Consider the following 20,483-nt stretch of genomic DNA (forward strand, 5'->3'; position numbering starts at 1 on the left):
CGGGCCTTTGACCAATAAAAAGCCCCCCGAGGTCTGAAGACTTCGAGGGGCTTTTTATTGTCCGCCCCACCCGCTACCAGATATAATCCTTAGCGATCTCCCGCTTGTCATGGCCGAACAACAGGTGCATCACCCTAATCCGCTTCAGCGCGGGGGGAGACAGGCTCCCCAGGGGGATGTAGACAATCTTCTTCCCCATGCCGGCCGCTATGCGCTTGAAGATGCTGCGCGGCGGACGGGCGGCCGCATAGACCACATGGGGGTCCGGCGAGTAATCGAGGGCGGCCATGAGGAGGATTTCGGCCTTTGTCCCCCATCCCCGGTATGATGGGTCCTGCCACACATCCCGCATCCGGCGCGGCGGATAGGAGAGCAGCAGCCCGCCGTACTCGCAACGGCAGATGCCCGGTCCGCTCACGTTGTCGCTCGGTTCGGTGGCGTAAAAGGCCATGTCGGATTCCTGTTCGTGCTCTCCCAGCCAGGTCATGGCAAAAGGGTAGCGGTTGCGGCGATCCTCGTCGAAGATGACCACCACACTTCCCACGCCGCCTTTGATCCGCATCCGTTCCCACACATAGATACGCCCGTCGTGGGGTTGGTTGCGGATCGTTTCGCGCAGGTCGATGCCGTCCAGCAGCGAGGTGCTCAGGGGTTCCACCCGGCTCTGCTCCTCGGAGAGTTGCCGTATCCCGGTCCGCCGCAGAAGCTTGCCGTAGTTTTCGATGATGATGTCTTCGGGCGGCCAGGAGCAGATCGAACCGTCGTTGAATCCCTCCAACCATTCGCCCGGCCGCTGTTCCCGTTTCCGCTTGAGGAACCGCAAGCCGGAGCGCCCCTTGTCCGATCGCTTGCGGGGGCGAAAGCGGATCGTGCGGCTCTGGTCCCACAGGTCCTCGACCCGCAGGCGCAGCAGCGGAATCTCCGCATCCTCCCGTTGCCAGGGATAGCATTCGGCCAACCGCCAGAAGGCGTAGGCGAAGTTGTCGTCCACGCACCCCCGGGCAGCGGCCAGGAGCTGGAAGAGGTCGGGGAGCAACTGTCCCGAAAGGGCGGCATAGTTGCGACAGAAACGAAAGAAGGCCCGTTTCTGCCAGTAGTGGATCGGTTCTCCCGTTTCCTGCCGGTAATGCCGGGCGGCCTGTTCGAACAGGCGCAGATGGATACGCTGCCGGTCCGGCATCTCCCCGCTCGCCCCCACCTTTCGCGCGCTGCTTTCCATGGCCGCGCGCATGACCTCCTGTTCGGGAATGGCCTGTTTCCCCCCCGCGATCAACTCAAGCGCGTTAAAGTGCCGCCGCAGGGAGGGCGCCGCCTCTTTCCGCTCCGGCGGCAGACCGTTGCGGCGCATCTCGTAGATGGCCGAGGCAAAGGGGAATTCGCCCATGACCTCTCCGCAGGAGTCGGGGTGGAGGTTGAAAATGCGGACATCGTTGCGGCGCACCCTGCCCAGCGGTTCGCTGCGCGGTTGCCCGTAAAACTCCTTGATCCGCCCCACATGGGCCATGCCGCCCACAAACAGGATGCGTTCATGGCACTGTGCCAGTTGTTGCAACCGGAAAGCCATCCCCTGTTCGCGCCGGAGGTCCTCGCGGCACGGTGCTGCACCCTCTGTGGCGCGGCAGTATTCCCGAAAATAGTCGGCCAAGCCGATGCGCTGAATGGCATAGGAATCGGGTAGAAACTCCTTCACCGCCGGGTAGTCGTCCAGGTCGACATCCACCAGGTGGAGCGGGATCGCCTGTTCCAGGGCGCAGCGGGCGGCCTCCGCCAGCGGGTCTGCCGGCTCCACCAGCAGATGGATGGTTCTGTTTGGGGCGGCGTTGGAAGCGGAACGGGGGATGGTATCGTAGGAGATAACCGAGACTTGGGGCAGTCTGCGTACCGCCTGGATGAAACGTTCCTCCAGGGTGGAGGGTAGTTCAATGGCGATGCAATCGGGCCGGACCTCTTGGACGGCCTGGCGCACCAGATGGGCGAACTCCATACGGTAATGCAGTATGGGCAGGGCGTGGACGGGGCCGAAGGTTTCCAGGTGGAGGCGGCTGGGCATAAGTCAAAACTCTGAATTTTGAAAGCGGCGGTTATGCACCACAAAGGCACAAAGAGCACAAAGGATTCACAAAGTTGCCGGCGAAACGTCATTCGTCCAAAAGGTGAGTCCAGCCAATCATAAAATTGTCATATAACCAACTGAAATCATTCTTTGTGTAGCTTTGTGTCCTTTGTGTCTTTGTGGTGAACTACTTTTGCAGGTTGAATGCAGGAAACTCGGCATGCGTCAGGGACGATCCAGGTATTCCAGGGCCTCGCCCCCCAGCACCCGCTCCACGGCCAGCGGGAGCAGCTCCACCGCCTCCGTGCCCTGCATGCGCATCATCTTGAGGGCGTAGCGGGCGATGTTGATGCCGTCCCGCACGGAATAGGCTTCATCGGCGGCATGGGCGCGCTGCAGGAAATCCACCACGTACTGGAGGATGCGGCCGCTGCTGAAGGGGAGGTTCTCCCTGAGGATCAGCAACTCCTCGTCGGCAGCCGGAAAGTCGATGTAGATCTGGGGCTGGAGCCGGGAGTGGATGTATTCCGGCACCTCGAAGGTGGAGGAGTCCTCGTTCATGGTGACGACGATGCGAAAATCCCGGGCCGCCGGGATGCGCAGGCCGGTGACGATGGACTCCACGTAGCGGCGGTCATCCAAGAGCGGCGCCAGTGAGGCCCAGGCCTTCTCGCTCATGCGGTTCCCCTCGTCCAGGATCAGCACCCCTCCGGCGAGCATCGCCGAAACCAGGGACGAGGCGGCGTACTGGATCTTCCCGTCCGGGCTGATCACCGGCGAGATGATCAAGTCTTCGGGCCGGGTATCCATGGTGGCCTGGTAGAGATAGACCGGCCGCCCCAGACGCAGGGCCGCTGCATAGGCCAGGGTGGTCTTCCCAACCCCCGGCCGCCCCACCAGGCGGGGATTGAAGGGGATGTCCCGTGCGTCGATCACCATCCAGGCCGCCAGCAACTGGGTGAGCAACTCTTCCTGCCCCACCCATTTCAGCGTAAGGTTCACCGGCGAGGCAAGGTTCAGGGCAATACCGTCTATGGTCGTCTGCTTCATCGGTCTATCTCCTCCCCAACAGCCGCAGCAACCCGTCCAGGATGGTCAGGGGATGGGGTGGGCAGCCGGGGATGTAGAGATCCACCGGCAGAAAGGTATCGACCCCGTCATGCACCTCGTGGTGCCCGTGAAACGGGCCGCCGTCGATGGCACAGGCCCCGGCGGCAATGAGCACCTTGGGGCCGGGGATCGCCTCCCAGGTTTTGAGCAGGGCGATGCGCATGTTCTCCGTAACCGGCCCGGTGACGAACATGCCGTCGGCATGACGCGGCGAGGCCACGAACTGGATACCGAAACGCCCCAGGTCGTACCCGACCGTGGAGAGCACATTGGTGTCGGCCTCGCAGGCGTTGCAGCCGCCGGCGCTCACCTCCCGCAGCTTGAAGGAGCGGCCGTACAGGGACACCAACTCTTTGCCCAGGTCATGGGCCAGCCGACGTTCTTCCCCCTCCCGGACCACCAGGTCCTCACGTTCCGACGTGGCCAGCTTTTCGTCGGCGGTGAAGCGCACCGCGCCGGTGGGGCAGGCCCGTTCGCATTCGGGGCAGAAGAGGCATTTGCCCAAGTCCACGGCCAGACCGTTGGCGTGGTAGATGGCAGCCACCGGGCAGGCCTCGGTGCAGCAGGTGCAGCCGGGCGGGCACCTGGCCGGGTCGAGCTGCGGATACCCCCGGAACAGCTCCGGCAGGGACGCCGGCTCAGCGGGGTAGCGTGTCGTCCGATGTTTTTGACGTATGCGCTCGAGCGTCGCCTTGAGCATCAGCGCCCTTTCCCTTGTCTCGTTTTGCCGGAGTTCCAGCGCCGGTTTTCAGCGTCGGTTCCAATAATTGCTGAAACAGGTTGCTGCGGTAGCCGGCATGGGCGGCCAGAGCGCTACAGGCCTCCCGTTCCCGGCCGGCCGCGGTCAACCACGCCGAGACGGTGCGGCTGGCCGGCCGTTGCAAGGCCAATTCCACCAGGCCGATCACGGTGAGCCATGCGGCCAGTTCCTCAAAGCGCTCCTTGTTGAACCACTCGACGCCGCCGCTTTCGTGAACCAGCATGAAATCACGGCAGGCCGGGGAGGAAAAAGCTCTCGCCATGGCAGCCAGTGGCACCCCGACCTGTCCGAGGCCATCCGGGGCGGCCTCTGCCAGCAAGGCTCCGAGGAGTTGAGCGGCACGGTGCGCTCCCTCCCGGCCCGAATCCTCCTCCAACGTGCGGCGCAGGGTGCAATCGAGCCCAAAGGTATCCAGGCACTCCGCCCCGGCATCTCGCAGGAGCAGCCACCCCAACAACACCCGGGCGCCCACGGGGGCATCCAACAGTCCCACCAGCCCGGCATGCGCTGACCGGGCGGCCTTGGCAGCGGGTTTCAGCGCCGTGAAGGCCGTCATGAACTCGTGCCAGACCGCTACGGTCTTCAGCACGGCATCAGCCCCGCTCACGCCCCCAGCCAGGTGGGCATGCAGGACCGCCAGGAAACGCTGGGCGGCCCGCGCCACATCGGCCGACTTTGCCGGAACAGCGCTCTCCCTGGGCACCGGGACCAGTTGCAGCAGGGCCCGGAAGGCGGCATTCAGGGAGGCGTAACGCTGTTGTTTGCGTTCGTCTTCCAGATTTTCCACGCCGCGGCCGCCCAGGGACGCACAGAGATTCCGCCAGCTTCCCTCTCCATCGTCGCGGATTTCCCGAAAATCCATGAAGACGTGGAACTGGTATTCGCCAAGCTCCACATAGAGCCCCTTGCCCGCCAGTTCCTGGCCGCTACGCACATACTCCAGCCCCTGGGTGTGGTCGCGGAAAGCGTAATAGAGATGATCGTCCGCCGTAACGCCGAGGGCGGCGCCCAGTGTCGTCCGGCGCAGTTCGGCGGCATCGCCGTCGGTCTTGACGGCAAACGCGGCGGAATCCTTGATCCATCCCGCGCAACTGGCGTACCGGTTGTGGTACAGGACCAACGCACGCTGTTCGCCCACCCGGTTTGAATAGGCGAAGACATTCTCGTCAACCGCCTGGCCGGCGTAGAAATCGTACAGCACGAAGTTCTCCGCACCGGAGAAAAGCCAGCGCCGGCGCAGCAGCGGGAATATCCACATCTCGTGGCCGCGCACCAGCCCCGCGTCAACCGCCTCGTCCCAGTAGGCCCGTTTGTACTCCATGCCGTACTTTTCGTGGAAGCCTTCGATCTGGCCATGGCCGAGCATGGGCAGCCCCGGCATGGTGGCCAGCAGCACACAGGCGCCAAAGTACTTGCCTTGGGCCCCGAACTGCTCCACGGCGGTCTTCTCGTCCGGGTTGTTCATGAAATTGACGAAGCGTTTGAGCACCTCGGGATTGAATTCCAGGACATTCTTGATGGTCTGACGGTACTTAGCGTTTTCCTCCATCTTGAGCATGTTCATGAAGGCGCTGTTGTAGACCCGGTGCATGCCCAGGGTCCGCACGAAATAGCCCTCCATCAGCCAGAAGGCCTCGGCCAAAAGCAGGGTGCCGGGCGCCTCGGCCGCCACCCGGTCCACCACCTCGCGCCAGAACTCCACCGGGAAGAGGGCGTCGAACTCCTCACGGCTCATGCCGTGTTCGGCCCGGGACGGGATACCGCCCCCCAGGCCGCGGATCGGGAACCAGAGGCGCTGGTAGTGCTTCTTGGCCAGGGTCATGGCGGCGTCGAAACGGATGATCGGAAAATTGTGGGCCACATGCAGGATGGTCTGGATGACCGCTTCCCGCACCTCGGGAATCAGGTAGTTGAGCTGGGCCGTGTCGTTCCAGGGGATGCTGGTGCCGTCGTTGCCGTGGTAGATGTAACGGATGCGGCCGGTGGCGTGTTCGATCAGCCGGAAGACCACGGCGGCATCGGTCTTGGTCCAGTAGCCATCCTCGATCTGGATGCAGGCGTCGCCCGAACGGGACAGGTCATCGCCATTGAAGTGATAGGTGGGAAACGGGGGATAATCGGTCTGAACGAACCAGTCCGGGTGCTGGATGACCCAGCGGGAATAAATGCCGGTATGGTTGGGGACCATGTCGCTGGCCAGGCGGATGCCCCGCTGGCCGGCCCGCTCCCGCAGGCTGCCCAGCGCATCCCATCCCCCCAGATCCGCGGCGATCTCGTAGTCGTACAGGGAATAGGCCGAGGCGATGGCATCGGAATTGCCGCACAACTGTTTGATACGCTGGGAGGCCGGCGAACGTTCCCACACCCCGATCAGCCAGAGCCCGGTGATGCCAGCGGCCGCCAGCCGGTCCAACTCCCCGTCCGGCACCTGGTCGAGGCGGGTGATGGGCCAGCCGTACTGCTTCGAGAGCTGGTCGAGCCAGACATAGACCATCTTGGCGATCAGCACCACGTTGGACATCCAGTCCGCATCCGGCGAGAACCCCTCGTACTCGGGGTAATCATAGCCGCCGAAGACCGAACTGCCCCCAGCCTGCCCCTGATGACCGGCCCGGCCGAACTCCAGAACCGGCGGCGGTCCCGGCTCCCCGGCACCGCCCCACTCCCGTTCCTCTTCAACCAGGATATCGAAGGCGACCGCCACCTCTTCCAGCAGTTCCGGCGGCAGCAGCTTGGCCCATTGGGTGCGGATAAAGCCGAGTTGGCCGGCGAGCGAGGTGGGGGCCGAACTGATGGGCGCCCATAATGCCTCGCCCAGGGTACAGCGCAACTCAGCCAGAAGAGGACCCTGTTTCAGGGCGGTCTGCATGCCGGCGGCCATGGCCGGGTACGCGGTTTCATTCGCCAGGACCCGGTCGTCGAGGAGAGGGCGAAAGCTGTCGAGGGCCGGGTTTTGGGCGGCCAGCCTGAGCAGCAGCAGTTCCCGCAGGACCAGGCGGCGCCCCCTTTCACCGGCGGCACCAAGCCACTCGTCGCTCTGCTGCACGCCTTGCAGGACATCGTCCGGCGGGAAGAGCGCCACGAAACGCTCCAAGGTTGCCACCGTTCCAGCCCCGGCGGGATCATACCCCCCGCGTTGCAGGGCATCCACCATCACCCCCGGTGTTGCGCGCTCCCCATAGACGTCGATGATATGGCGGTAGGCCTTGAGCAGCATGGCGTACAGGACAAGATGGCCGGCGGAAACCGGCGGCGCAGCGGAACCTTTGCCGCGATTCAGCTTGAAGGCGAGTTGGCGGTAAAACATGACGGCGGGGATGCCGCGGATGGCGATGAGTTGCGAAAGCGCTCCCAGGTCGAGGTCGCGCCAATATTGGGCGGATATCTGGATGGTGCGGGGGAAGTAGGCTAGCGCGCTGCTCAGTTCAGTCATATCTGTGTCCAGCCGTGAGCGTGAGGGGTACGGCGGCGGGAACGGCGGAACGGGACTGCCCGTAATCCGCCGAACCGATGAACGCAACATGAGTGCTAATGCTTTTTCTTGGCTTTGCTCTTTTCCGTTTTTGTGGACTTGCCGCTCTTGGACGCTTTCGTCTTCTTTGTCTTTTTGGCCTTGATTTTCTTGCTCTTGCCGCTGATTTTGCTGCTGATTTTTCGCGGTTCCGGGCTGAACTCGTCACGGATATTGTTCAACAGCACCGAGGCTTCTTCAAGGGAGGGATCGGCCTTTTTGGCCGCTTCGAGTGCCACTTTTGCCTCTGTGAGCCGGCCGGTCTTCAGATAGAGGCGTCCCAGCGCGTTAAGAGAGCGGGCGTGGTCCGGTTTCAGCGCCAGGGCCTTTTTATAGCAGGCAATGGCGTTTTCATAGTCTTTCTTGAAATCGTAGATCAGGCCCAGCTTGTAATGGTTGTTGGGGTCATCGGGGAAGAGTTCCGCCGTGCCCTTGAGCAGGTCGGTAATCTCATCGTAGCGCTTGTCCTTGACGTAGAGCGACACCAGGGCGTTGCGTGTTTCCACGTCGTCTTTCTGTTGCGTCAGCACCCTTTTGTAATGCTCGATGGCCTTGTCGTTCAAACTTTTGGTCTTGTAGAGGGCGGCAATCTCCCGGTTTGCGTCCACGTTGTCGGGCGACTGCTTCAGCACCGCCAGATACCCTTCGATGGCCAGATTCGTTTCCTTGTTGCGGGCAAAGAGGCGAGCCAATTTGAGCTGGATATCGGGACTGTTCGGCTTGAGCTTGAGGAACTCGCCGTACTGCTCCACCGCCGGGGCGTTGCTTCCACGGTTCAGGTAGATATCCGCCAGGCGCAGCCTGGCGTCGGCGTTCTGCGGTTTGATCTGAACAGCCTGCTTGTAGGCGACCACCGCCTCGTCCAGCATATCCTGTTTTTCATAGAGAATGCCGAGATTGAGGTACACGTCACTGCTGGTGCTGTTGCGGTAGGCCGCTTCCTTATAGGCCGCAATGGCTTCGTTATCCATACCCGCGGAACGGTACAAATTGCCGAGTTCTTCGTACGCCGCCACGGCATCGGGTTGATCCTTGATGGTCGTCTTCAACCTTTCGATCGCCTTTTCCAACTCTGCCTTGGGGCGGGGTTCGACAACCGGCTTGGCAACGGCAGGTGCCGTGGAAGCGAGCGGGGGCGGGACAATGGCCGGGGCGGGTGGAGTGGCCGGGGCCGGTTTGCCTTTGCCCCCCAGGAGTTTTTCATACTCGGCCTGTTTGCTATCGCCCTTTTTCGTATAAATATCGGCCATCATCAGATGGATCTCGCGATTTTGCGGGCTGGACAGCGAACCTTTTTTGAGTTCGTCCAGCGCCTTGTTCAGATCGTTGCGCTCCAGATGGATGGCGGCAATGCCCATATGGGCCTTTTCGGAATTCGGATCGGCCTGGAGCGCCCGGCGATACTCCTCCAGCGCCTTAGCCTGTTGGCCGATGGCGACGTAGATCTCCGCCAGGCCGGTGAACACGCTGGCGTCCGTGGTCAGTTCGCGGCCCGCTTCATTGAAGTGATAGATGGCCAGCGGGTAAACCTTGCGCTCCGCCAGGATCAGGGCCATGGCCTTATGGTATTTGGGATTGGAAATCGTCGCCAGGCCGCGGGCCAACTCCACCGAGGCCTCGTCGTTCATCCCTTTCTGGGCGTACAAGAGCCCCAGATTGCCGCTTGCCAAGGGGAAAGACCGTTCCAGCTGCAGCGCCTTGCGATACTCCGCAATCGCGCCATCCAGATTGCCGACCCGCTCTAACTGCAGGGCAGTGACGTAATGACCGGCGGCGCCGTCGGGGCAGATGGAAAGGATCTCCGCCTCGGCCTGACGCACCTGGGCTTCATCGCGAAGCGCCCCCAACTGCCCGGTAAGTTCCAGGGCCTTGGGGCATTTGTCGGCCCCGAACCCCCAGGTGAAACCGGTCAGCATGAGTACCGCGCAGGGCAGGGCAAGATATGAGCGAATCATTGGCATGTTCTTGGATTGTCCTTGGCAAGATCGATGTATTGGGAGCGGATTATACATGGCGCCCGTTCAAAATTCAATTATTTAGGCAAATATCTTTGATTATTTACATTTTTATGCAATAATTCTCCGCGTGTGAGACCTGCCGACCGCACACGCCCGCAGCCGGTACGCATTAAGGAGCAGAGAGATGAATCAAGAACTAGAGACGTTGATCATGAATGCCAGCGACCTGCCCACCATCCCGGTGGTTGCGACCAAGGTCATGCAGCTTATCGGAAGCGAAACCACCACATCGGAAGAGTTGGCCAAGATCGTGGCGGCCGACCCAGCCGTTGCCGCCCGCGTCCTGAAGATCTCCAACTCCTCATTTTACGGGTGCCAGCGTCAGATTCAGACGCTGTCCCACGCCATCATGATCTTAGGCTTCAGCACCTTGAAGAGCCTCGTGGTAGCAGCCTCGGTCAAACAGGTGTACAAACCCTATGGCTTGACCGAGAAGATGCTGTGGGAACACTCCTTCGGCGCCGGCCTTGCCGCCCGCATCATTGCCGGCGTAACCCGACTGGTGAATGAGGAGGAGGCATTCCTGGGGGGGTTGTTCCATGACATCGGCAAGATCATCATGAATACCATGGACAGCCAGCAGTTCCAGGCCGTCATGCAGAAATGCTATAATGATAGAATATCGTTCCTGGAGGCCGAACGACAGGTCTATCCTTACAGCCATGCCGATGTAGGGGCACTGGTAATCAAAAAATGGAACTTCCCCACGATCCTCATGCAGGCGGTCCAGAAACATCACACCTTTGATTTCGCCGACGACGAGGACCCCTATCAAATGCGCCTGACCAGTGTCGTCGGGCTGGCAAATCTCTTTTGCCACCGGGTTGGAGCGGGCATGCGCGAACCGGAGGAGATTTCTCTCCACGAAACACCGCCCGCCATCATTCTCAACATCGACGAGGAAGAGATGAATTTCCTTCTGGAAACCTTCGTGGAGTCATTCAACCGGGACAAGGTCTTCTTCAGCTAGAAAAGGCACCGGAAACGCTTCAGGGACCGTTCCCCGCCTTTTCTTCCAGCGCCTTTTCACTGGCCTCCCTGGAAATATCGACACGGTCCTCTTCAGGCTCATTCCGGTGCCCCACCCCTTTTCCCCGCTTGAGGACGCCCCCGCCCTGGGAGCTGTTCCTGCCGGTTTCCTTCACCCCGCTGATACCCCTGACCGAATCCGTCATATCTCCCCCACGCCGTCGACCAAGATGATAAATTGATTTTTTTCCTCTGAAATAGTATCGTTATATTTTATATGATGTCAAAATAGTCGCTGAGTCTCTAAACTCTCAACTCAGGCAGCGCCCCACGATGGCGCCGAGCATACCGAACACGCCGCAAGGATGTCTATGATCCGTACAATTCTCACCTATCCCAATCCCGAACTCAAAAAGAAGTCGGCACCCGTCACCGTGATCAATGATTCCATCCAGCAACTGGTCAAGGACATGGCAGAAACCATGTACGACGCACCGGGGGTCGGCCTGGCCGCCCCGCAGATCGGCGTACACCAGCGCATCGTGGTGATCGATGTCTCCGCCAAGGACGAACCGCCGGCATTGATTGTAGCAATCAACCCGGTCATTGTCCATGCCGAGGGGGAAGCCTACGAAGAGGAGGGATGCCTTTCCGTTCCGGGTTACTCCGCCAATGTCCGCCGGCATGCCAGCGTCGTGGTCAAGGGCCTGGATCCGGCTGGAAACGAAAAAACCTGGCGGGCGGAAGATCTGCTGGCCATCGCCTTCCAGCATGAGATCGACCATTTGGACGGAATTCTTTTTGTCGATCACCTTTCCCCGCTCAAGCGCGACCTGTTCCAGCGCAAGTTCCGCAAAGCCGCCGAAGAGAAAAGGGGCGACAAATGACCGGCTGGCGGATAATTTTCATGGGGACTCCCGAATTCGCGTGCCCCACACTGCAGGTCCTCATCGACCGCGGCGAAAACCTGCTGGCAGTGGTCACCCAGCCGGACCGGCCCAAAGGGCGCGGCCAGAAGCTGATGCCGCCGCCGGTAAAGGAAGTGGCGCAGCGTCACGGCATCCCGGTGTACCAACCCCTCAAGGTGCGCGACCCCGCCTTCATCGAAGAGATCCTCCGGCTCGAACCGGATGTGATCGTGGTGGTGGCCTTCGGGCAGATTCTTCCCAAGGCGCTCCTGGAAATCCCCCCCCATGGCTGCATCAACGTTCACGCTTCGCTCCTGCCCCGGTACCGTGGGGCCGCACCCCTCAACTGGTGCATCGTCAACGGCGAGAGCGAAACCGGCGTTACGACGATGCTGATGGATGTCGGCCTGGATACCGGCCCGATGCTGCTCTCCCGGGCCACCCCCATTGACGAGAACGAGAATATCACCGCTCTCCACGACCGCATGTCCGTAATGGGCGCGCAATTGCTGGCCGAGACCCTGGACGGGCTCAAGACCGCCTCCATACCGCCCCGGGAACAGGACAATGCCGCATCATGCTACGCCCCCATGCTGAAGAAGGAAGACGGCCTGATCGACTGGTCCCGCGACGCCCGCGCCATCCACAACCAGGTGCGCGGCCTGAGCGTCTGGCCCGGCGCCTATACCTTCATGGACGGCCATGTGCTCAAAATCTACCGCACCCGGGTCGGTAACGGCAGCGGCCAACCCGGCACGGTGTTGCGGGCGGCCAAAGGCGCGTTCGAAATTGCCTGCCTGGCCGGGAGCATCATTATAGAGGAATTGCAGACGGCAGGGAAAAAGCGCTTGGATGCTGCCAGTTTCCTGGCCGGCTACCCGGTTTCGGAAGGCTCCCTGCTTGGGACAGAAACCAGTGGCGGAGAGACACCGTAATGACCGACACACAAGGGACCACCACCCCACCCCGCAAACGCCTGTTCATCTCCCTGATGGGCTTCACCTGCCTGATCGTGGTCGGCCTGACCTTTCTTGCCTGGTGGGTCCCCAATCGCGGCCTTGCCAACATCCACCCCCAACTACCCCACATCGTCGGCATCGTCGTGGCGGCGCTCTCGGGGGTGGCCATCCTGGGGACCGGCCTGCTGGTGCTGACCACCGCCCTGGGCAAGGATATCTTTTTCACCCGTTTCATGCGCCTGGTGGTCATCAAGTTTCTCCTGCCGATGATCGAACTGGTCGGCCGGGGGCTGGGGCTCGACAAGGACAGCATCCGCCAGTCCTTCATCGCCATGAACAACAGCCTGGTCATCTCCCAGCGCCAGAAGGTCAAGCCCGACCGCATCCTGGTGCTGCTCCCCCACTGCATCCAGTTGTTCGACTGCGAGATCAAGGTCACGGGCGACATCAAGAAATGCGTACAGTGCGGCCGTTGCGACATCAAAGGATTGGTGGGCATCGGCAAAAAATACCATGTGGACATCTCCGTGGCCACCGGGGGCACACTGGCCCGCAAGGTGATCGTGGAGAAGCGCCCGAAACTGGTGTTGGCCGTGGCCTGCGAACGTGACCTCACCTCCGGCATCAAGGACTGTTATCCCTTGCCGGTAATCGGTATCCTCAACGACCGCCCTTTCGGCCCCTGTTTCAATACCACCGTCGATATCAACAAAATCGACGAGGCGTTGAGCCAGGTGATCCTCCAGGAAGAGCCAGCTTCAAAAACCGCCTGATACATAAAAGATACGGGCGGAGACCTCCCCCGCCCGTATCTTTTGCTATTCCTTTTCTATCTCCGCCAGCATGTCCAGAGCAAAATTCTTGGCCCTGCCACCGGGGGCTATCGCGCCGTAGGCGATCGCCTCGCGGAGTTCCGCATCCGTAGCGCCATGGGACTTCGCGGCCGCGAAGTGCTTCTTCAGTCAGGTGGGGCACCCCACGGCGATGGCGCATCCCACACGGATCAGCTCGCGCGTGCGGCCGTCCAGCACCTCTTCGTACTCATAGTCAAGGAACTTCTTGCGGATGTTCATGGCTTCCCCCTCTCCTTGTTACGCCAATTCCCCCAGGATCCGGGCGTAGCAGTCCCGGATTTTCCCGGTGATCTCCTCGTAATCGCTGATCAGCGCCGCGCCCGGGTTTTTCAGGGCAGGATCATAGCCCAAGCGCCGGGCCAGCTTGTTCAGGTAGTTTTTCGACCCGGCCAGATCGTTCACCGAGTAGTCGTGGATGATGCGCAGGCGATTTTCCAGCTTGCGCAGGAAGGTGAAACCGGAGAGCAGCACCTCGGCGCCGTTTTCCGGCACAAGGCCCAGCCCCCCGATCTCCCTGAGGGCCACGAAGGTACTGGTGGTGCGCAGTTCAGGATACCGGCACCCGTACTTGAGTTGCAGATACTGAGTGACGAACTCCACGTCAACGATGCCGCCCCGGCCGGTCTTGATATTGTAGCTGCCGTCCTTTTCCCGCGCCAGTTCGTTCTCCATGCGCATCCGCAGCCGATGGATCTCGCGGCGTCCCTCGTCATCGATCGAGGTCCCGTAGACCGTATGACGGATCACGTCGTGCAACTGGACCCCCAGATTCTCGTTTCCCAGCACCACCCGCGCCTTGGTAAGCGCCTGGCGTTCCCATATCTGCGCCTCCTTGCGGTGATATTCCAGGAATGAATCCAGGGAGGTGACCAGCGGTCCGGCGTTGCCCGACGGTCGCAGGCGGGTGTCGATCTTGTACACATATCCCTCGCGGGTCTGCATGCTCAGGATCGAGATGATCTTTTGGGCTAGTTTGGCAAAGTATTCGTGGTTGGAGATCTGTTTCTCACCGTTCGTGGTACCCTGGCGATCATAGACGAAGATGATGTCCAAGTCGGAATGATAGTTGAGGTCGCCTCCCCCCAGCTTGCCCATGGCTATCACCGCCAGGGACGCCTCGGCATCGTTCCCCTCGAAGCGGAACATCGGACGGCCGAAACGCTTCAGATCCTGCACCGCCAGGCGGTAGGCCGCCCCCAGGCAGGCCTCGCCCAGCACGGTCAACTGGGCAGTGGCCTCTCCCTGGCCCAGCTTGCCATGGATATCGTTCAAGCCGATGCGCAGAAATTCCTCGTTGCGGTATCGCCGCAGCACGTCCAACTGTTCTTCGAAATAGTCGGACCGCTCCAGCAGGCCCACCAGTTCCCTGTCCATCATCTCCCGAGGTTTGAGCGTGGAGGCATAACTGCGGGCCACCATACTGTCCAGCAGTTCAGGATGGCTGATCAGGATCTTGGAGAGGAATTCGGACATGCCGAACAGTGAAACCAGCAGCTTGAGCGTCTCACGATTTTCGGCCAGCAGGGCATAGTAGGAGGAGCGGGTGCCGATGATGGCCAGAAAACGTTCCAGGTTGGCAAGGGCCATATCGGGGTCGGGCGACAGGAAGATCTCCTGTAACAGCAGGGGAGCGATCTTTTCCAGGGTGCGGCGGCCGCGCTCGGTGAGGTTGCCGCTCTCAGGACCGCGCCGCAGCGCCTGGAGGTTCTCGTAGGCACGCTCCACGTCCTCGAAACGGCGCTCGGCCAGCATATCCTTGACCAAGTCGGGATCGGCCTTGGCATCGAGGAAAAGGAGCACCTTGGGGTCCACATCCTGTTTGAGCTTCTCGTCGCGGGAAAGGAACAGATTGCCGTAGATGGAGGATACGTTACTGCGATGCTCCTCCAGGGTTTCCATAAATCGTTCCGGGCCGTTGGGGCGCAGAAAACCGCAACGGCGGGCCAGGGCCTCCAACTCCTCCTCTTTGGCGGGTAGATTATGGGTCTGGCGCTCCTGAACCACCTGGATACGGTGTTCGGCCGTGCGGAGAAAACGGTAGGCCTCGGAAAGTCTGCGATGGTCGTCGTCCGTGATCAGGTGCGCCGCCAGCAGGGTGTCCAACGCCTTGAGTGAATTACGCTCCCGCAGATGGGGATTCTTGCCGGCATAGACCAGTTGCAGGGCCTGGATGAAAAACTCGATCTCCCGTATCCCCCCACGCCCCAACTTGAGGTTGGCCTCCCCCTCCATGGAGCGGGCCAGGGAGGCATCGATCCTCTGCTTCATGTTCTTCATATCCTCGATCAGGTTGTAATCGAGGTATTTGCGGTAGACGAACGGCTGGAGCATCTTCAGCAACTGATTGCCCAGTTTCAGGGAACCGGCCACCGGCCTCGCCTTGAGCATGGCCGTACGCTCCCAGGACTGGCCCCAGGATTCGTAGTAGATCTCCGCAGAACGCAGGGAAATCGCCATATCGCCGGACTTGCCCTCCGGTCGCAGCCCCACGTCCACCCGAAAGACGAAGCCATCCTCGGTAACCAGGGAGAGCGCCTTGCTGATCATCTCCCCCAGTTTGTTGAAAAAGGTGTGCAGGGAGACAACCCCCTTCCTCACACCGGGGCCGTTCTCTATGCCACTGGTCTCTCCACGGTCCGACTCATAAAAATAGATGATATCGATGTCCGAGGAGAAGTTCAGTTCATCCCCCCCCAGCTTGCCCATACCGATCACGGTCATCTCCGCTTCCCGGAGGCCGTCTTCGTCCTCCACCAGAGGGATACCGTACTCCCGGATCAGACAACGGCGGCAGACCTCGTAGGCCACCTGCAGCGACGCGGCCGCTAGGCTGGAAAGTTCGCCGGTCACCTCCTCCAGGGAGGCCAGGCCGTTCAGATCGCGCGCGGCGATCCGCAGGATCTCGGCCCGTTTGAAACAGCGCAACACCCTGAGCAGTTCCGTGAAATCGGTCCCCTCATCCACCCGGGAGCGGAGGGTGGCCAGCATCTCCCCATCCTTGCGGGCAAGATCGACGGCGTTCTCCAGAAACAGCCAGCGGAATGTGGCGGGGGTCTTGTAGATCAGGTTGACCAGGAACGGGGAGGAACCGCACACCTGGATGAATTGTCCCAGACGCTTTCGGCGCTGGGCAACTTCGGCCAAGTCTTGGGTGGGGATGACGCCGGTCAGGCGTTCAAAGGCGTTGAGCGCCATGTCGGGCAAAGGGGTCAAAAGCGAGCCGACAATAATGCGGTGCAATGCGTCGACGGAAAAGTGCGACCCGGACAGGATGGCATTTTCTGCCGAACGCTCACCGTGGAGATAGCCGTGGAACTCCAGAAAGGAGGCTAGCGCCCGTGCCCGGTCGCCCTGGTCGGCAAGGCCCATGATGCGGCTGAACTCATGGGAAAAACGTTCCACGTGCATAGGTCAGATACCCGCGGCCTTTCTGAGCCCGAAGAGGTAATCACCGCTGACGATCCCTTTTTCGGTGATAATGGCGGTAATGTAACGGGCCGGCGTAACGTCGAAGGCGGGGTTGCGCACACTGACCCCCGCCGGGGCGATGGCAATACCCTTGATGTGGGTTACCTCGTCCCTGTGGCGTTCTTCGATGGGAATCTGGCTGCCGTCGCTCAGGGAGAGATCCAAGGTCGATATCGGCGCGGCCACATAGAACGGAATGTTGTTCTCTTTGGCCAGCACGGCCACCGAATAGGTGCCGATCTTATTGGCCGTGTCACCGTTGGCGGCGATCCGGTCGGCCCCCACCACACAGCAGGTAATCTCGCCCCGGTTCATGAAAAACCCGGCCATGTTGTCGGAGATCAGGGTGGCGGGGATTCCCTCCTTCACCAGTTCCCAGGCGGTCAGTCGAGCCCCCTGTAGCCAGGGTCGGGTTTCATCGGCAAAAACCTTGATATTCTTGCCCGCCTCATGGGCGGCCCGGATCACCCCCAGGGCGGTGCCGTAGCCGGCGGTCGCCAGGCCTCCGGCATTGCAGTGGGTCAGGATCGTGGCCCCCTGGGGGATCAGGGTGGCGCCCCATTTGCCGATATTGCGGCAGATGGTCAGGTCCTCCTCCTCGATGCGGATGGCCTCCTTTTTGAGCGCCTCCCGGATCTGATCGAGGCTCTTGCCGCGGTGGGCCTCGGCCACCCGCTTCATGCGCTCGATGCCCCAGAACAGATTGACCGCCGTGGGACGGGTGCGGGCCATGATCTCGCAGACGTTCTCCAACTGGCGAAAAAAGGACTCATGGGTATCGGCGATGATCTCCCGCGCCCCCAGGGCGACCCCCATGGCCGCCGCAACACCGATGGCCGGGGCTCCCCGGATGATCATACCCTTGATGGCCTCGGCCACGGATTTAAAATCCTCATAGGTATTGTAGACCTCTTCCCCCGGCAGACGGGTCTGGTCGATCATGATCACGGCGTTGTCACGCCACTCGATGGTGCGGAAGGACATACAAAGCTCCTTTAGGTTGTTGAAAAACAGCCATCTCGACGCCGTCCTCGAAAGCCCTTTCGTGCGGCGTAGCGCTGCTACGCCTCCTCAGGACTTCCTGCGGGTGCGACGATCTGACTATTTTTGAACAACCTCAGTTTTTCAGCAGTCTGTTAGTACAATAGTGCAACCGCTTGATATATGTATCACGGAGGCCCGGACTCAGGCAATCATTTCAACCGGGCACCGCACCCTTTTTCCTTGCCGCTCCCCGGCAGCGCTGCTAAACTTGATAAAATCTGTATGAAAGAAGTCCATACCCCCATGCACAAGTATTTCAGCGACGACGCGTTGCTGCTGATGCGCCACGAGATAGAGGCGGCCGCCGGCAACGAGGTCTTTTTCATCGGCCGGGCCACTATCGAAGGCATCGTTTTTGAGGTTGAGGCCATCGCCCGCGGCAGCAAACAGGCCGTACCGGCCATCCTCACCCGTGCGGCCTGCGGCGACGTGGTCATCCACAACCACCCCTCAGGTGACCTGACCCCCTCCGGGGCCGACATGGACATCGCCTCGGTGGCCGGCAACCAGGGGATCGGTTTCGCGATCATCGACAACGGTTGCACGCGCTGCTATCAGGTGGTATCCCCCTTTACCGAGAAAAAGGGGGAGTTGCTCTCCCTGGACGAGATCGCCCGGGTCTTTGCGCCGGACGGCATGATGGCTCACCTCAAGGGGTACGAGCAGCGGGACGAACAGGTGCGGATGGCCTTTGCCGTGGCCGAGGCGTTCAACCACGACCGGGTGGTCCTGGTGGAGGCCGGCACCGGAACCGGTAAATCCCTGGCCTACCTGGTGCCCGCCATCCTCTGGGCGGTGCGCAACAACCAGCGGGTGGTGGTTTCCACCAATACCATCAACCTCCAGGAACAGTTGATCCGTAAGGACCTCCCCTTTCTGGCGCGCAACTCCTCGATGGAATTCAAGGCGGTGCTGGTTAAGGGGCGCGGCAACTATGCCTGCCTGCGCAAGCTGGAAAACGCCGAGGCCGAGCCCTCCCTGTTCCCGGACGAGGCGGCGGCGGAGTTGACCGCCATCATCGAATGGAGCAAAAGCTGCCAGGACGGCTGCCGCAGCGATCTGGCCTTCACCCCGCGGGAAGGTACCTGGGAGGAGGTCTGCTGCGAGGCGGACCAGTGCAGCCGCTCCCGCTGCAAGCATTTCAACCGCTGTTTCTTCTACCGGGCCCGGCGCGATGCCTCGGCCGCCAAGGTGCTGGTGGTCAACCATGCCCTCTTGCTGTCGGACATTGTCCTGCGCAAGGAGACCGGCTACGACGCCACCGCCATCCTCCCCCCCTTCACCCGCCTGATTTTCGACGAAGGGCACCACCTGGAGGATGTGGCCACCAACCACCTCTCCCTGATAATATCCCGCGGTGGTATCCTGCGCCAGTTGTACCGACTGGTCCCCCCGAAGGCCAACCGCAGTGGCCTGTTGACCATCATCTCCGCCCGCCTGGCCCGGGATCTGCCGGACACCATGGAGGCGCTCTATACCGAACTGTCGGCCCTGCTTGAGAGCCACCTGCTTCCCAAGGCCCACGACCTGACCGGCCTGACCGAGCAGAGCATGGATTGGCTGGCCCTGGCCGTTGAGCGGGAGGCAGGGGGCGAAGGGGGGCGGGAGCGCAAGCTGCGGATCACGCAGACCCTGGAGCAGGGCGCTTTCTGGCAGGAATGCCGCCAACGGGCCCACGCTCTGGCCGATGCGGTGAACGACTACACCTCGGCCCTGCGCAGCCTGTTGCGCCGTTGCGAAGACCTTCCGGACAAGCTGCGGGAGAAGATGGCCGACCAGTTGCTGGATGCCGGCGGCATCGAAGGGCGCCTCCAGACCATGGCCGACGGCCTCCTGTTCTTCATCTCCGATGCCGAAGGCTACTGCCGCTGGATCGAGGCCCGTTCCGGCCACCGCGGCGTGCAGGCTCGTCTCTGCGCCGCCCCGCTGGACATCTCGGGCCAGGTCAAGGAGACCATCCTGGACCGGATCAAGACCATCATCGTCACCTCGGCCACCCTGACCGTGGGGGGCGATTTCGGCTACCTGAAGAAACGTACCGGCTTTGGCCTTCTGGCGCCTGAGCGCCTGGGAGAACTGCGTCTGGCCTCTCCCTTCGACTACGCCTCCCAGGTCTTCGCCGGCATCCCGGAGGACATGCCCGAGCCGACCGCGCCCGGGTTTCGCCAGGCGCTGGAGGAACGCATCCTGCAAGCCGTGACCATCTCAAAAGGGGGGGCCTTTATCCTGTTCACCTCCTACGACCTGCTCAACCGCGTCCACGGCGCCCTGGCCCCGGAACTGGCCAGACTTGGGCTGGTGGCCCTCAAACAGGGCGAAACCGGCCGCCATGCCCTGCTCTCCCGCTTCCGCAAAGAGAACAATGCCGTACTGTTCGGCACCGATTCGTTCTGGGAGGGGGTGGACGTCAAGGGGGAGGCGCTCAGACTGGTGATCATCGCCCGGCTCCCCTTCCAGGTGCCGACCGAGCCGGTACAACAGGCCCGCACCGAACAAATCCAGGCCGCCGGCGGCGATCCGTTCCGCGAATTTTCCGTGCCCCAGGCGGTCATCAAATTCCGCCAGGGGTTCGGTCGCCTGATCCGTAGCAGGGATGACCGCGGCGCGGTGCTGATCCTCGACCGGCGGGTGACCACCAAGAATTACGGCAGGATTTTTCTGCGCTCTCTGCCCGATACGGCGCTGGTGAAAGGTACTACGGAGGAGGTCTTCAGAAAAATGGCGGTGTTTTTTGGCGAGCCCGCCTCGTAAGGGCGTAGCCGATTCCACCGCGCAAGGTGGTTGCTGCGCACGGCAAGGGGATACAGCATGGCGATATCGCCGCCGCGA

Annotated in this window: 14 protein-coding genes; 5 read left to right on the forward strand and 9 right to left on the reverse strand. The window is 61.5% G+C overall.

All coding sequences use genetic code 11. The features are described 5' to 3' along the window. Positions 1-73: 73 nt before the first annotated feature. The 5 genes from ET418_RS18140 to ET418_RS09825 all read right to left on the reverse strand — a co-directional run bounded on the left by ET418_RS18140 (position 74) and on the right by ET418_RS09825 (position 9,395). Positions 74-2,050: a TraB/GumN family protein gene (locus tag ET418_RS18140; protein WP_188055459.1), complete on the reverse strand. Its 1,977-nt coding sequence runs from the start codon at positions 2,048-2,050 to the stop codon at positions 74-76. Between the two features lie 228 nt (positions 2,051-2,278). Then, the gene (locus ET418_RS09810; protein ID WP_149307427.1) at positions 2,279-3,103 is read right to left on the reverse strand and encodes an AAA family ATPase; all 825 of its coding nucleotides are present in this window, start codon (positions 3,101-3,103) and stop codon (positions 2,279-2,281) included. A 4-nt stretch (positions 3,104-3,107) separates the two neighbouring features. Further along, complete coding sequence (locus ET418_RS09815) at positions 3,108-3,863, reverse strand: NADH-quinone oxidoreductase subunit B family protein (RefSeq protein WP_149307428.1); 756 nt, start codon at positions 3,861-3,863, stop codon at positions 3,108-3,110. Beyond that, positions 3,802-7,356, reverse strand: a complete 3,555-nt coding sequence (locus ET418_RS09820) for an alpha-amylase family protein (RefSeq protein WP_149307429.1) — start codon at positions 7,354-7,356, stop codon at positions 3,802-3,804. Before ET418_RS09820 ends, ET418_RS09815 begins: the two co-directional genes overlap by 62 nt. 95 nt (positions 7,357-7,451) lie before the next feature. Continuing rightward, on the reverse strand, positions 7,452-9,395 hold the full coding sequence (locus ET418_RS09825; RefSeq protein WP_149307430.1) for a tetratricopeptide repeat protein: 1,944 nt from the start codon (positions 9,393-9,395) through the stop codon (positions 7,452-7,454). Between the two features lie 181 nt (positions 9,396-9,576). On the opposite strand from ET418_RS09825, the gene ET418_RS09830 reads away from it, so the two are divergent. Next, a complete protein-coding gene (locus ET418_RS09830; protein WP_149307431.1) occupies positions 9,577-10,422 on the forward strand; it encodes an HDOD domain-containing protein in 846 nt (281 codons plus the stop codon). A 19-nt stretch (positions 10,423-10,441) separates the two neighbouring features. On the opposite strand, the gene ET418_RS09835 is transcribed toward ET418_RS09830, so the two are convergent. Continuing rightward, the gene (locus ET418_RS09835; RefSeq protein ID WP_149307432.1) at positions 10,442-10,627 is read right to left on the reverse strand and encodes a hypothetical protein; all 186 of its coding nucleotides are present in this window, start codon (positions 10,625-10,627) and stop codon (positions 10,442-10,444) included. A gap of 165 nt (positions 10,628-10,792) precedes the next feature. On the opposite strand from ET418_RS09835, the gene def reads away from it, so the two are divergent. The 3 genes from def to ET418_RS09850 are packed head-to-tail and all read left to right on the forward strand — an operon-like array spanning position 10,793 to position 13,061. Continuing rightward, the gene (def, locus tag ET418_RS09840; RefSeq protein ID WP_149307433.1) at positions 10,793-11,308 is read left to right on the forward strand and encodes a peptide deformylase; all 516 of its coding nucleotides are present in this window, start codon (positions 10,793-10,795) and stop codon (positions 11,306-11,308) included. Then, positions 11,305-12,264 (forward strand): methionyl-tRNA formyltransferase, encoded by a 960-nt coding sequence (gene fmt / locus ET418_RS09845; protein WP_149307434.1) that lies wholly within the window; start codon positions 11,305-11,307, stop codon positions 12,262-12,264. The genes def and fmt overlap by 4 nt, the downstream gene beginning before the upstream one ends. Then, positions 12,264-13,061 carry a DUF116 domain-containing protein gene (locus ET418_RS09850; RefSeq protein WP_149307435.1) on the forward strand — a complete coding sequence of 266 codons (798 nt, stop codon included), beginning with the start codon at positions 12,264-12,266 and terminating at the stop codon, positions 13,059-13,061. Before fmt ends, ET418_RS09850 begins: the two co-directional genes overlap by 1 nt. 45 nt (positions 13,062-13,106) lie before the next feature. On the opposite strand, the gene ET418_RS18540 is transcribed toward ET418_RS09850, so the two are convergent. The 3 genes from ET418_RS18540 to mtnA are packed head-to-tail and all read right to left on the reverse strand — an operon-like array spanning position 13,107 to position 17,594. Beyond that, a complete protein-coding gene (locus tag ET418_RS18540; RefSeq protein WP_274596130.1) occupies positions 13,107-13,361 on the reverse strand; it encodes a GSU3128 family (seleno)protein in 255 nt (84 codons plus the stop codon). 18 nt (positions 13,362-13,379) lie between these two features. Further along, positions 13,380-16,550 (reverse strand): bifunctional [glutamate--ammonia ligase]-adenylyl-L-tyrosine phosphorylase/[glutamate--ammonia-ligase] adenylyltransferase, encoded by a 3,171-nt coding sequence (gene glnE / locus ET418_RS09865; RefSeq protein WP_149307436.1) that lies wholly within the window; start codon positions 16,548-16,550, stop codon positions 13,380-13,382. Positions 16,551-16,553: 3 nt separating this feature from the next. Next, positions 16,554-17,594, reverse strand: a complete 1,041-nt coding sequence (gene mtnA, locus ET418_RS09870) for an S-methyl-5-thioribose-1-phosphate isomerase (protein WP_149307437.1) — start codon at positions 17,592-17,594, stop codon at positions 16,554-16,556. A gap of 282 nt (positions 17,595-17,876) precedes the next feature. Here mtnA and ET418_RS09875 point away from each other — a divergent pair, with 282 nt between their 5' ends. Next, on the forward strand, positions 17,877-20,405 hold the full coding sequence (locus ET418_RS09875) for a helicase C-terminal domain-containing protein (protein WP_275937953.1): 2,529 nt from the start codon (positions 17,877-17,879) through the stop codon (positions 20,403-20,405). Positions 20,406-20,483: the final 78 nt, after the last annotated feature.

It is taken from the genome of Oryzomonas rubra, assembly GCF_008369015.1.
GTDB classification, from domain to species: domain Bacteria; phylum Desulfobacterota; class Desulfuromonadia; order Geobacterales; family Pseudopelobacteraceae; genus Oryzomonas; species Oryzomonas japonica.

Coding starts and splice junctions, on each gene's coding strand:
- mtnA (WP_149307437.1), bottom strand. CDS start 17,594: ATGTCCTTCCGCACCATCGAGTGGCGTGACAACGCCGTGATCATGATC.
- ET418_RS09815 (WP_149307428.1), bottom strand. CDS start 3,863: ATGCTCAAGGCGACGCTCGAGCGCATACGTCAAAAACATCGGACGACA.
- ET418_RS09830 (WP_149307431.1), top strand. CDS start 9,577: ATGAATCAAGAACTAGAGACGTTGATCATGAATGCCAGCGACCTGCCC.
- ET418_RS09820 (WP_149307429.1), bottom strand. CDS start 7,356: ATGACTGAACTGAGCAGCGCGCTAGCCTACTTCCCCCGCACCATCCAG.
- ET418_RS09835 (WP_149307432.1), bottom strand. CDS start 10,627: ATGACGGATTCGGTCAGGGGTATCAGCGGGGTGAAGGAAACCGGCAGG.
- ET418_RS09810 (WP_149307427.1), bottom strand. CDS start 3,103: ATGAAGCAGACGACCATAGACGGTATTGCCCTGAACCTTGCCTCGCCG.
- ET418_RS09825 (WP_149307430.1), bottom strand. CDS start 9,395: ATGCCAATGATTCGCTCATATCTTGCCCTGCCCTGCGCGGTACTCATG.
- glnE (WP_149307436.1), bottom strand. CDS start 16,550: ATGCACGTGGAACGTTTTTCCCATGAGTTCAGCCGCATCATGGGCCTT.
- ET418_RS18140 (WP_188055459.1), bottom strand. CDS start 2,050: ATGCCCAGCCGCCTCCACCTGGAAACCTTCGGCCCCGTCCACGCCCTG.
- ET418_RS09875 (WP_275937953.1), top strand. CDS start 17,877: ATGAAAGAAGTCCATACCCCCATGCACAAGTATTTCAGCGACGACGCG.
- ET418_RS09850 (WP_149307435.1), top strand. CDS start 12,264: ATGACCGACACACAAGGGACCACCACCCCACCCCGCAAACGCCTGTTC.
- def (WP_149307433.1), top strand. CDS start 10,793: ATGATCCGTACAATTCTCACCTATCCCAATCCCGAACTCAAAAAGAAG.
- fmt (WP_149307434.1), top strand. CDS start 11,305: ATGACCGGCTGGCGGATAATTTTCATGGGGACTCCCGAATTCGCGTGC.